This is a genomic window from Paenibacillus odorifer (genome assembly GCF_000758725.1).
GTDB lineage: Bacteria > Bacillota > Bacilli > Paenibacillales > Paenibacillaceae > Paenibacillus_AQ > Paenibacillus_AQ odorifer.
Map to the genome: position 1 here is coordinate 4,833,875 of NZ_CP009428.1, position 12,849 is coordinate 4,846,723.

A 12,849-nucleotide genomic window follows, 5' to 3' on the forward strand; every position below is an offset into this window, starting at 1 on the left:
CAATCAGCCCTTGTGTTCTCAGAGAGGCCCACATCCGTAGGTGTGGGCCGGCCCCTATACTACTACGAAGTGGGGTGAGGGAGAAGGAACGGAAAGGAAGTTTGGAACTGTAGGAGCGTAGCGTTCGCCTTTATCCTCGGATTTCAACCGCTAATAGCGGTTTCTAATCAAGAAATCTGAGGATAACAGCGACCGGAAGTCCAAACATTCCTTGTAGCGACGCTAACCTCGCCACTCAGCAACAAACATTCCTTGTAGCGACGCTAACCTCACCACTCAGCAACAAACATTCCTCAGAGCGACGCCGACCTCACTGCACTTCGGTCCGGCATCGGTCGCGATACTCCTTAGGCGACATCCCCGTCTGCTTCTGAAATACCTTGGTAAAATAACGCCGCTCCTGATAGCCAACTCCGGAGCCAATCATCGTAATACTCTTATCACTGTTAGTTAGCATAAACTTAGCAGCTTCAATTCGTTGTAGGGTCACGTATTCCACAAAAGTCATAGCAAAACGATTCTTAAATAAGAGACAGAAATAACTGCCACTAATCCCGATCTTATTCGCCACTTCCTCAATCCCAATATCAGAATGGAGATGTTCTGTGATGTACTTAGCTGCTTGGTTCATCAGCTGATCCGGTGTTTTTTTGCCAGAATCATCTTCACCTTCAGGGATTTCCTGAAAAATTGGAATGCTATTATACAGTTTATTCTTAAACTGCTTACTACGGATCTTAGCCCCAATTTCCCGTACCTTATTGCCAAGCTCTTCATAATGTATCGGCTTACAAATATACTCTTTAACACCTAGCCGAATCGCTTCCCGTGCATAATCAAACTCCTGATATCCGGTAAGAAGCAGCACCTCGCTATCCAATCCCATCTCCCGCAACTTACCGATAAAAGTTAACCCGTCCATCACTGGCATACGGATGTCACATAACACAAGATCAGGCTGTTTCTCCTCGGCAATACGCAAAGCATCCATTCCACTTCGCGCCATACCGACAACCTCCATCCCCATCTCCTGCCAAGGCAACACCCTGTTCAGATTATTCAGAATTGGGGCTTCGTCATCAACCAATAATACTTTTAGCATAATGATCTTCCCCCTGCTCGTATTTAGGTATGACACATTGGATAATAGTACCATGACCTGGACTAGAACAGATAAATATTCCGTACCTGTCACCGTATTCAATGCGGATGCGATCTGCTACACTGCGAATACCAAGACCTCTGCGTTCAAGATTCATCCGGTTATCCCGTTCAACCTTAACTTCTTGCTCCACAGGATCATTCACAATATATTGAAAAATAGCTAACTGAGACGGTGTAATACCAATACCATTATCTTCAATACGTAAAATCAAATCCCCCTGCTTCTCCCAAACTTTCACAGAAACATGACCTTTGTAATCAATGCCCTCAAATCCATGTTGAATGCTGTTCTCTACAAGCGGTTGTAAAGTGAGTTTAAGGATACCGCAACTCATCAATTCATTCGGAATATCGATCTCATATTCGAACAAATCTTCAAAGCGGAATTTTTGTATATCCAAATAATTGCGCAAATGTTTAACTTCTTCATCCAGCGTAATCTCTTCCCGATCCTGAATGCTAATTCGCAAAATACTGGCCAGCCTGTAGACCATCTCACTAACTTTTTTACCTTCATTCTGTATAGCGAGAACATTGATTGATTCTAATGTATTGAATAAAAAATGTGGTTTAATCTGTGCCTGCAGAACACGCATCTCAGCTTGATTCTTGCGACGCTGCTCCACATGAATTCTGTTAAATAACCCATTAATTTTATCCATAAGATCATTAAATCCCTTAGCAAGCAGCGTTAACTCATCATTTCCTTTAACTTCTACCCTAGTGGTCAGATCTCCGTCTTCAACCCGGCGCATAAAACGAACAATGACGGCGATGCCGCCGGTAATCCGGTTCATAAAAAATAAATTGAAGATCACAGCTGCCAATAAGCAAAGGAAAATCACAGCGACGAACCAGCGAGCAAATACTGTAACTTCGTGAGACAACGTATTCCAAGAAGTCACAGATACCAGACTCCATGGATAGTCCTTCAAGTGATACATGGAAAGAATGCTTTTCTCCCCGTTGTACTCTGTTTTGAAACTCTGAAACCCTTTTTTAAAGGTAATCTCTTTATCCGCGAAAGACTGGAAGTCCTGTCCATCCAGCTTTTGATCTGGGTCAAAAAGAATCATTCCATCATCATTTACAAGCATAAAGGAAACATCCTGATTGCTATCCCCAATTTTTAGATTGCGAAATATGGATTCGAACTCCCAATTCTTGATCTGCACAACTAGGATACCTATGTTCTGAAAGAAGCTCAATTCCTTCACTAAGCGAATTTGTGTAAACACAGGTTCAGTACCCGTAAGCTCGGGATACTCGTGAGGAGCCAGCCATTTCGGCACACCATTCAAGTCCATAACTTCCTGGTACAGATCACTTTTTTTGAATGTATCATAGGGTAGCGTTCGGAAATTTTCCTTGTTAAAAAGCGACACGATTTCAGAGTTACCTCTACCGTTAAAATTGTACAAAAACGCATAACTGATCGATGGATGATTAAACAACAGACTACGGAAATTGCGCTGGCTCGCATTCAGATTCAGTTGCTCAGCATCAGTCAAATCCTGATTGGTAGGATCATCTGCACTAAGGGCCATATGAAATACCGAGGTAGCAATTCCGTTGTCTGTAACGTTATCCATATCTTTTAGTACATTAGAAATACTGTAGCTAATCGCTTTAAGTGAGTATTCCGACTGCTGGCTGTACTTTTTCTCAATAGAATTATAAGTCACAAAAAACATAAGCATGCCTAGAATAAATAAAGGAATGATAATCAGGCCCAAAAATGCCGTAAATAATTTATAGCGCAAATTCATCGGCTAGTGCTCCTGACTGAGAATAAAGTTATCCTTTTACGCCGCCCGCTGTTACACCTTCAATAATCTTCTCCTGCAGAATAGCATAAATGATAATTACCGGCAGGACGCTGAAGACGATACCGGCTGACATTTGTGCATAGTTCATTTGGTATTGATCACGGAATTGGACCATACCTACTGGAAGCGTTCGCAGCTCGTCATTCGACAGGAAGTAGTTAGCTAGCAAGAACTCGTTCCAATTTCCCAGGAAATTAACAATGAATACAGTAACCATAGCCGGAACCGTTAGAGGTACAATAATTCTAGCAAAGATACCCGGTGCCTTCAAGCCATCCATGACCGCAGCTTCTTCTATTTCTCTAGGTAAATTTCGCATAAATGCTGCTAAAATAATTATGGTAAATGGAATCGCATTGGCGATATAAGGAATGATCAACGCCCAGTGGGTGTTCAGTATTCCTAACTTACGTACAATCGTATAAATCGGCAGCATTAAAGCATTATTCGGAATGAGCATTCCTACTAAAACCAGTGAGAACAAAATAGTATTCCATTTCCCCTGACGCATCCGCGTAACCGCAAAAGCAAACATAGACGCAAGCAGAATGGACACTACAGAAGCAAGTATCGAAATGTACAAACTGTTGAAAAAGTAAGTACTGATCTTGGCATTTACCCAAGCTTCGACGTAGTTATTGAAGACGAATTCCTTTGGAATGCCAAAAGGATTAAGCGCAATCTCATTATTATCCTTTTTCACAGAAGAGAATAATACGAATAGGAAAGGAAACAGGATCACTAACAAATAGAATAAAAGGGCAATATGTGGCAGACTCTTTTTCAGGGCGCGTGGCATCAGTATTCAATCCTTTCTGTACGACGTGCAATCAGCAGCTGATAAAGGACTGTAACCACCAGTGTAAACGCAAAGATCAGGACAGCGATGGCATTTCCGTATCCATACTTAAAGTTCGTGATCGCATATTTAATCATGTATGTTGCCATTACATCGGTTGAACCTGCAGGTCCCCCCTTAGTCATAACGATGACAATATCCGCCGCTTTCATTGCTCCAGCAATGGATAGCATAATTACAACCGAGATGATCGGTACGATTAGTGGGAGCGTGATACGGGTAGCGCGTTGAAATCCGGTTGCGCCGTCAATGGCTGCAGCTTCATCCAATTCACCAGGAATAGCTAGAATCGCCGCTAGGACCATAACGATATAAAATCCAGTCCACTGCCAAGCATTCGTCAACAAAATAGAAAGCATTGCAAATCTCTCATCTGACAGCCAGTAAATAGGATTAATTCCTACTAGACTAAGGAGCTTATTAAAAAGTCCAATGTTGGGCTCATAGATAAACCCCCAGAGAATACCGATAACTGCTGTAGACATAATGGAAGGCATAAAGACTGCTGTCTTATATAAGCCTTTTAACTTCTTCACATTAGAAATCAATAACGAGAAGAATACGATCAACGGTACCTGGATACATACGGAGAAAAGAATAAACCAACCGTTGTTCTTAACGGATATCCAGAATCGTTCATCTCCTAATGCTTTCTCATAATTACTTAATCCGGCTGATTTAACCGTCTCCGATACACCGTTCCAACTGGTAAAACTGTAATAAATAGAACTGAAAATGGGGTAAATGAAAAACATCGTGAACAATATCAATGCTGGAAGAACGAAAAGGAAAAATACCACTGGATTTCTTAATGCTTTATTCATGACTACCTCCGGTTGCTTTGACATCTGGCGAATAGTGAATGCTTCAGATCAAGTGCAAACACATATTTTCTTTGATTTTAAAAATGTACCCTGGATTTAGCACCAGGGTACATTCAGTTTGCAGCTATTTATTCAACTGCTGCGTTTGCTTCTTCTTGTACCTTTTGCAAAGCTTCGCCCATTTTCTCAGGAGTCGTCTGATCGCCAATCAGTTTTTGAATTTGAATGTTACTGATTTCTGTAGTTACATCAGCTTGAACAAGAGAGTCAAATGCTGGGAACGAAGATTGTGAGTTGTTAAGTACACCTACGATTTCGCTCATCAGATCATCAGTAATATTCTCATTCAATACGTTTTGGTCAATCTTCATTGCTGGCAATACACCATCTTCAACAAGTCCACGCAATTGCATTTCTTCATTAAATAAGTTTTTAATAAAAGATTTCACAGCAGCCAATTGACGTGGATCTTTCTCAGCAGATGCAGAGAAACCATAACCATTGTTTACATCGCGCATCAATGCAGTTTGGTCGCCTGCTCCGCCTTCAACTGCTGGGATATTGAAGAAGCCAACTTTACCGATCAAACCTTCGCCAGATTGGCCAGTTTTAAATACGGAGGATTTCCAAGTACCATCATACAGCAGGATCGCTTCACCACTAGTGAATTGTGTTGTGTATTCAGCATATTCAAAGCCAAGTTCGCCTTTTTTGAAATAGCCTTTATCAACCCATTCTTTGTATTTCGCAAATCCTTTTACTACATTTGGATCAGACCATTTAGCTTCGCCTGTTGCAAATTTAGCAGTTACATCTGGACCTGCATAACGTGACCACAAGTGGTTAGCTAACATAAGTGGTACCCAACCAGCTTTGGATGCACCAGCCAAAGGTACTTTTCCATCAGCCTTGATATCAGCCAATTGTTGTTCCAATTCGGCAAACGTTGTTGGAGCCTTCCAGCCCTTGCTTGTATAGTATTCTTTGTTATAGAAGAAGCCTTCACCAGAACCACCGATAGGCAATCCATAGATTTTTCCTTCATAAGTGAAAGGATCAAGATTTGAGAATTTATCCTTAATTCCAAGTTCCTCAAGAATTGGAGTCAGGTCAAGTAATTTACCTTCTTTAGCATAGATCTTGGAGTCAGGGCTACCGAACAGATCGAAGATTTCCGGCGGATTACCCGCAGCCATTTCACCACGCAATTTTTCTTTACGGTTTACATCTGAATCTACCCCATCGAGTTTAAAGGTCAGACCCGGTACATCCTCTTGTACCTTGTTAACTACTTCTTCGAGAATAGCCAGACGTTTCTGCTTGTCTGCACCGATTTGAGTGTGACGAATCGTCATTTCAAATGGCTCGTTATTTACCGGTTCTTCTGTTGCAGGAGCATTTGTAGCGGCTGAATTAGTCGCGGTAGCGTTTCCATCTCCTTTGTTAGAAGACTCATTGTTGTTGCCTCCGCAACCAGTCAGTAAAGCTGATGATACGAAAATCAGGGACAATAGCAAAGTCATACTTTTTTTCATTTCTTGTGACCCTCCCTATATATTGATGTGCTTTACACTTCTTATTATAGAAAACAGACTTCATTATCGTAAGGTTAAGATTCATCCACTATAGGGATAAAAATCTCTAATGTAAGCGGAATCAACTACATTATAAGTTATATTACATAACACAATAATGTTAAATCGCTTAATTTATTTGTTTTTCTCATCACAAAACTTTGTTTTCACTCTAGAAACAATTAATAAAACATCCAAATAGTCACATTACCTGACATATTCATTTATTATCCATCCCATTAACCACGTGTAACTATAGCATGTCTTTATTAGGAATAGTATAAAACCACCCCCTCAGAGGAGCTTTATCCCCTCCCTTTTTACTTCCTCATAACAAAAAACCGCACCTTCAGTGATCAACCACTGAGGGTACGGTCTCTCTTAAAAATATATATCTATTATACCAATGCCGTTTGCTTACGACCTTCTTCTACCAAGCGATATGCCCGTTGCACTTCTTCTTCTGTTGGAGAAGGTACTCCATCCAGTTCATAAGCTTTGCCGAGCATTTCCCATTTATAGATACCCATCTGATGATAAGGTAAGATTTCGAATTTCTCGACGCCATTTAAGGTTCCAATATAACGACCTAAGTTAATGAGATCCTCTTCACGATCATGAATACCAGGTACATATACATGTCGGATCCACATCTTACGATTATGGTCTGAGAGCCAGCGTGCAAGCTTCAAAGTTCGATCATTGGATTTACCGGTTAACTTGATATGCGCTTCTTCATCAATATGCTTCAGATCAAGCATAACCAAATCTGTAACGTCCAATAAGTCATTAATCTTGTCACCTTCGTTGTAGCCATTACTATCTAATGTGGTATGCAGATTCCAACGTTTTTTCACTTCCGTGAATAACTGCTTTACAAATTGCGCCTGCAAGGTTGGTTCTCCACCGGATACAGTTAACCCGCCACCGGATGAACGATAGTAGTTTATATATGGCTCGATCTCCGAAAGCACTTCTTCTAGAGTCATTTCTTTACCTTCATCTAAAGCCCAAGTATCAGGGTTATGGCAATACTGACATTTCAGCAAGCAGCCTTGCATAAACAAGACAAATCGAATACCAGGTCCATCAACGGTTCCAAAGGTTTCCAAAGAGTGTATGCGACCTTTAATCATAGGATGTCATCCTTTCGCCACGACAGACTAACAGTCCCTCTTTCAACGATGAAGCTTCCTGTCTTTGAGACTGTCATATCCCTAAATCGCGGCTATAAAATTTAAAATTTTAACAATTCTCAAACAAGATATTACCGCCCTTGAGACAAGGGCGGTATCTTCCTTGCAATTATTTCAATGTAGTACTAATTCAAAGATCTTCATGACAGAAACAAATTACATCGAACCGTGGAATGTACGGTTGATTACATCCATTTGTTGTTCGCGAGTCAGCTTGATGAAGTTAACTGCATAGCCGGATACACGAATAGTCAATTGTGGATAGTTCTCTGGGTGCTCCATAGCGTCCATCAGCTGTTCACGGTTAAATACGTTAACATTCAAATGCTGAGCGTTGTTATGGAAGTATCCATCCATCATGTGTACCAGGTTAGACTTACGGGAATCCTCGTCTTTACCAAGTGCCTTAGGTACGATGGAGAACGTGTTAGAGATACCATCTTGTGCATCGGAGTAAGGCAGTTTAGCTACAGAGTTCAGGGAAGCCAAGGCGCCTTTCTTGTCACGTCCGTGCATTGGGTTAGCACCCGGTGCGAAAGGTTCACCTTTCTTACGTCCGTCAGGTGTAGTACCTGTCTTCTTACCGTACACTACATTCGAAGTAATGGTCAGTACCGATTGAGTTGGCACAGAATCACGATATGTTTTGTTTTTACGGATCATAGTCATGAAGGTTTCAACCAATTCTACTGCGATGCTGTCTACAGCATCGTCATTGTTACCGTAGCAAGGGAATTCGCCTTCGGTTTCGAAGTCGATCGCAATACCTTGTTCGTTACGAATAGGTTTTACTTTGGCGTATTTAATTGCGCTTAGTGAGTCAGCTGCAACGGACAGCCCAGCAATACCACAAGCCATCGTACGCAGAATGTCACGGTCATGCAGCGCCATTTCGATACGTTCGTAAGAATATTTGTCATGCATATAGTGAATGATGTTCAAAGTGTTAACATAAGTTTTAGCCAACCACTCCATCATCGGTTTGAAACGTTTCATTACTTCGTCATAATCCAGATATTCAGAAGTGATCGCTGGGAATTCCGGTCCAACTTGTGCTCCGGATTTTTCGTCTATACCACCATTGATAGCATACAGCAATGCTTTTGCCAGGTTGGCACGAGCGCCGAAGAACTGCATTTGTTTACCGATACGCATTGGAGATACGCAGCAAGCAATCGCATAATCTTCACCCCAGTATGGACGCATTACATCGTCATTTTCATACTGAATTGCACTAGTTTCAATGGAAACCTTAGCACAATATTTTTTGAAGGCTTCAGGCAATTTTTCGGACCACAGTACAGTTAAGTTTGGTTCCGGAGCTGGACCCAAGTTGTACAGGGTGTTCAAGAAACGGAAGCTGTTCTTGGTAACACGAGTTGTTCCGTCTTCAGCCATACCACCGATGGATTCAGTTACCCATGTTGGGTCACCGGAGAACAGATCATTATAGTCAGGTGTACGCAAGAATTTCACGATACGCAGTTTCATTACGAAATGATCGACGATTTCTTGTACTTGTTCTTCAGTCAAAGTACCTTCAGCAATATCGCGTTCTGCATAGATGTCCAAGAAAGAGGACACACGGCCTAGGGACATCGCTGCACCATTTTGCTCTTTAACTGCTGCAAGATACCCGAAGTATACCCATTGAGTAGCTTCTTTGAAGTTGGTCGCTGGTCTGGAAATATCCATACCATGAGCGGCTGCCATTTCTTTCAATTCGCCAAGTGCACGAATTTGCTCGGACAGCTCTTCACGCAAACGAATAATATCTTCAGTCATGGAATCAACTTCAAGCTCAGTTTGTTGTTGTTTTTTGTCTTTAATGAGGAAATCAATACCGTACAGAGCAATGCGGCGGTAGTCGCCGATGATGCGTCCGCGGCCGTAAGCATCAGGAAGACCTGTAATTACGCCGGATTTACGCACAGCTCTCATGTCTGGTGTATATGCATCAAATACGCCTTGGTTATGCGTTTTGCGAATGTTCGTAAACATGTCAACGATGTTTTGTGGAAGCTCGAAGCCGTAAGCCTTCGTAGCATCAACCATCATCTTGATCCCGCCAAATGGCTGGATGGAACGTTTGAAAGGAGCGTCAGTCTGTACGCCTACAATTTGTTCCTTGTCTTTGTCAATGTAGCCTGGAGCATGTGAAGTGATTGTGGAGACAGTATCTAGGGAAACATCCCATACGCCGCCTCTTTCTCTTTCTTCCTTACTCAATTGGGAAATAATCTTCCATAGTTCAGTTGTGTTACTAGTAGGTCCTACGAGGAATTCTTCGTTTCCTTCATAAGGCTTAATGTTACTTGCGATAAAGTTGTTAACGTCAACTTTTCTGGACCATTTACCTTTTGTAAAACTTCTCCAACCGGATTTCACTTCTTGTACATCTTTTTCAATCACCGACATGCTAAATCCCTCCATCTATATTTATAATATTTGTAGAGATCGCGGGCTTGAAGGTTGATCCCGTGTCTCGTGATCCCAAGAAAGATATGGTTGTTCGAAAATTCACAATCATTGTTCCATGTATGGGACCGTTGTTTATATAAACATTTTAGTTTATTTTCTATAAATAGACTGTGACAAATATCACCTTTCCGGTGATATTTGTCACTTATATCTAGTCCACAACCATCCTATTATCTACTTAACCAAATATTAATTATCAAATCTTCCGTAGAAAGCATTACGGTACACATCTGCAAGTTCAGATACCAGTGGCAGCTTAGGATTGGCAGTTGTACATTGATCTTCAAATGCACGGTCAGCCAAGTAATCTACACGGGATTCAAAATCCTTAGGATCAAAGCCCAGTTGTTGGAAGGATTCTTCGATACCCAGTTTTTTGTTCATATCGCGAATAGCATTGATCAGGCTAGTTACACCTTCTTCAGTTGTGCGAGCTGGCAATCCCAGAATACGGGCGATTTCTGCATAACGCTCGTCAGCTACGAAGTGTGAATATTTAGGGAACGAAGCGAACTTCGTAGGTTTCTTAGCATTGTAACGAATAACGTGTGGCATAAGGATCGCATTAGTACGACCGTGAGCAGTGTGATATTGACCGCCCCATTTATGCGCTAAACTGTGGTTAATACCCAGGAAAGCATTAGCAAAGGCCATACCAGCAAGTGTTGATGCGTTATGCATTTTCTCACGGGCAACTCTGTCGCCTTCAAGCGCCGATTTTTCAAGGTATTGGAATACCAATTGGATTGCTTTAATTGCCAGACCATCAGTGTAGTCACTCGCCATAACTGATACATAAGCTTCGATGGCATGTGTCAATACGTCCATACCTGTATCAGCTACAGCAGTTTTTGGCAAGCTATATACGAACTCTGGATCAATGATAGCTACGTCTGGAGTTAGCTCGTAGTCAGCCAAAGGATATTTAGTGTGTTGTTCAGTTGTTTTATCGGTAATAACTGCGAAAGATGTTACTTCCGAACCCGTACCCGAAGTAGTTGGAATCGCTACAAACTTAGCTTTGTTTCCAAGTTTAGGGAATTTGTAAACCCGTTTACGGATATCCATGAATTTTTGTTTCAGACCGTTAAAGTCTGCGTCTGGATGTTCATAGAATAACCACATTCCTTTTGCAGCATCCATTGGGGAACCACCACCAAGTGCGATGATGCAGTCCGGTTGGAATCTGTTCATCATTGCTGTACCTTTTTCAACTGTAGTTGTCGATGGATCTGGTTCAACTTCCGAGAACACTTCGATCGCTACAGGAGTTTGGCGTTGACGCAGGTAATGTTCAACTCTCTCAACATATCCGAGCTTAACCATCATTGGGTCAGTGATAATTGCGACACGTGTGATATCAGGCATTTTGGTCAGGTACTGAGTAGCGCCTTTTTCGAAATAGATCTTGTCAGGTACTTTAAACCATTGCATATTCACGGTACGACGATTCACCCTTTTCACGTTGATCAAATTAATTGCTGTAACGTTTTGCGACACGGAGTTACGACCATAAGATCCGCAGCCCAGCGTCAACGAAGGGATGTTAGTGTTATAGATATCGCCGATCGCACCATGAGTGGAAGGCGAGTTAACGAGAATACGTCCTGTTTGCAGACGGTTGGAGAACTTCATGATTACTTCTTCGTTGTTGGAGTGGATAGCCGAACTATGGCCCATACCACCAAATTCAACAACTTGTGCTGCGCGTTCGATACCTTGATCTGCGTTTTTAACTTTGTAGCAAGCAAGCACAGGACTCAATTTTTCAGCGGACAATGGATATTTAGTGCCTACACCTTCAAGTTCTGCTACCAGAATCTTAGTGCCGGCAGGAACTTGAATGCCGCACATTTCAGCAATTTTCACTGCGGATTGTCCAACGATTGCTGGGTTAACCGCACATTTATCAACGTTCATAGCGCCGCTAGTAAGTTTGGCAGCTTCTTCTTTGTTAACAAAGTAGCAGCCATTAGCGATCATTTTCTTTTTCACTTGATCAAAGATTGGTTCTTCGATAATAACAGCTTGCTCGGAAGCACAGATCATACCATTATCAAATGTTTTGGAAAGAATGATGTCCGTTACGGCTTGATCGATATCCGCGCTCTTTTCGATGAATGCAGGTACGTTACCAGGACCTACGCCAAGAGCTGGTTTACCACAGCTATAAGCTGCTTTTACCATTGCTGAACCGCCTGTTGCGAGAATAAGTGCAACGTCAGGGTTGTTCATCAAAGCGTTTGTTTTGTCCATTGTTGGCATTTCAATCCATTGGATACAATTCTCAGGTGCGCCAGCTTTTACAGCCGCATCATGAAGAATTCTAGCAGCAGCTGCACTACACTCTTGCGCAGATGGGTGGAAACCGAATATAATAGGGTTCCGTGTCTTAATCGAAATCAACGCTTTAAACATCGTGGTGGATGTAGGGTTGGTTACCGGTGTGATACCCATTACAATTCCGACGGGCTCAGCAATTTTTTGGAAGCTTTCATAAGCATTGTCTTCAATAACGCCTACTGTTTTATCGTATTTAATTCCGTGCCAGATATATTCTGTCGAGAAGATGTTTTTAGTAATTTTGTCTTCGTAAACCCCGCGGCCAGTTTCTTCTACAGCCAATTTAGCGAGGTACATATGTTTGTCGAGTCCAGCCAACGCCATTGCATGAACGATTGTGTCAACTTGCTCTTGATCCAGCGCCATGAATGCCTCATGTGCTTTTTTCGCTTTATCCACTAAAGTCTGAATATACTCTTCAGCGGTAGTTTGTTTAACTTGGGCGGCGACTTCGTTCTTAACTGCCATCTCCCTCGTCCTCCTGTCAATTTTTAGGTTGTTTTTCTCTACACATTTATCTTATCACATCATTTCCACCTTGTATAGTGAAATCTTTCACAAAGTATAAAGTTTTTTTGA

At 41.9% G+C, this 12,849-nt stretch carries 8 protein-coding genes; all 8 read right to left on the bottom strand.

The features are described 5' to 3' along the window. Positions 1 to 310: 310 nt before the first annotated feature. The 8 genes from PODO_RS21175 to adhE all read right to left on the bottom strand — a co-directional run bounded on the left by PODO_RS21175 (position 311) and on the right by adhE (position 12,738). Positions 311 to 1,102 (bottom strand): response regulator transcription factor, encoded by a 792-nt coding sequence (locus PODO_RS21175; RefSeq protein ID WP_036682908.1) that lies wholly within the window; start codon positions 1,100 to 1,102, stop codon positions 311 to 313. Further along, positions 1,080 to 2,933 (bottom strand): cache domain-containing sensor histidine kinase, encoded by a 1,854-nt coding sequence (locus PODO_RS21180; RefSeq protein WP_036682911.1) that lies wholly within the window; start codon positions 2,931 to 2,933, stop codon positions 1,080 to 1,082. Before PODO_RS21180 ends, PODO_RS21175 begins: the two co-directional genes overlap by 23 nt. A 28-nt stretch (positions 2,934 to 2,961) precedes the next feature. After that, positions 2,962 to 3,792: a carbohydrate ABC transporter permease gene (locus tag PODO_RS21185; protein WP_036682912.1), complete on the bottom strand. Its 831-nt coding sequence runs from the start codon at positions 3,790 to 3,792 to the stop codon at positions 2,962 to 2,964. Next, on the bottom strand, positions 3,792 to 4,676 hold the full coding sequence (locus tag PODO_RS21190) for a carbohydrate ABC transporter permease (protein WP_036682917.1): 885 nt from the start codon (positions 4,674 to 4,676) through the stop codon (positions 3,792 to 3,794). Before PODO_RS21190 ends, PODO_RS21185 begins: the two co-directional genes overlap by 1 nt. A gap of 128 nt (positions 4,677 to 4,804) precedes the next feature. Further along, positions 4,805 to 6,211 (bottom strand): extracellular solute-binding protein, encoded by a 1,407-nt coding sequence (locus PODO_RS21195; protein WP_036682919.1) that lies wholly within the window; start codon positions 6,209 to 6,211, stop codon positions 4,805 to 4,807. Between the two features lie 437 nt (positions 6,212 to 6,648). Then, positions 6,649 to 7,386, bottom strand: coding sequence for a pyruvate formate-lyase-activating protein (gene pflA / locus PODO_RS21200; protein ID WP_036682920.1), 738 nt, complete (start codon positions 7,384 to 7,386; stop codon positions 6,649 to 6,651). 216 nt (positions 7,387 to 7,602) lie between these two features. Next, the gene (gene pflB, locus PODO_RS21205) at positions 7,603 to 9,864 is read right to left on the bottom strand and encodes a formate C-acetyltransferase (protein WP_036682923.1); all 2,262 of its coding nucleotides are present in this window, start codon (positions 9,862 to 9,864) and stop codon (positions 7,603 to 7,605) included. A gap of 252 nt (positions 9,865 to 10,116) precedes the next feature. Beyond that, positions 10,117 to 12,738 carry a bifunctional acetaldehyde-CoA/alcohol dehydrogenase gene (adhE, locus tag PODO_RS21210; RefSeq protein WP_038572553.1) on the bottom strand — a complete coding sequence of 874 codons (2,622 nt, stop codon included), beginning with the start codon at positions 12,736 to 12,738 and terminating at the stop codon, positions 10,117 to 10,119. Positions 12,739 to 12,849: the final 111 nt, after the last annotated feature.

Excerpts from the sequence above, each read along its gene's own strand:
- PODO_RS21175 (WP_036682908.1), bottom strand. The coding sequence starts at position 1,102 with ATGCTAAAAGTATTATTGGTTGATGACGAAGCCCCAATTCTGAATAAT.
- PODO_RS21180 (WP_036682911.1), bottom strand. The coding sequence starts at position 2,933 with ATGAATTTGCGCTATAAATTATTTACGGCATTTTTGGGCCTGATTATC.
- PODO_RS21185 (WP_036682912.1), bottom strand. The coding sequence starts at position 3,792 with ATGCCACGCGCCCTGAAAAAGAGTCTGCCACATATTGCCCTTTTATTC.
- PODO_RS21195 (WP_036682919.1), bottom strand. The coding sequence starts at position 6,211 with ATGAAAAAAAGTATGACTTTGCTATTGTCCCTGATTTTCGTATCATCA.
- PODO_RS21190 (WP_036682917.1), bottom strand. The coding sequence starts at position 4,676 with ATGAATAAAGCATTAAGAAATCCAGTGGTATTTTTCCTTTTCGTTCTT.
- pflA (WP_036682920.1), bottom strand. The coding sequence starts at position 7,386 with ATGATTAAAGGTCGCATACACTCTTTGGAAACCTTTGGAACCGTTGAT.
- adhE (WP_038572553.1), bottom strand. The coding sequence starts at position 12,738 with ATGGCAGTTAAGAACGAAGTCGCCGCCCAAGTTAAACAAACTACCGCT.
- pflB (WP_036682923.1), bottom strand. The coding sequence starts at position 9,864 with ATGTCGGTGATTGAAAAAGATGTACAAGAAGTGAAATCCGGTTGGAGA.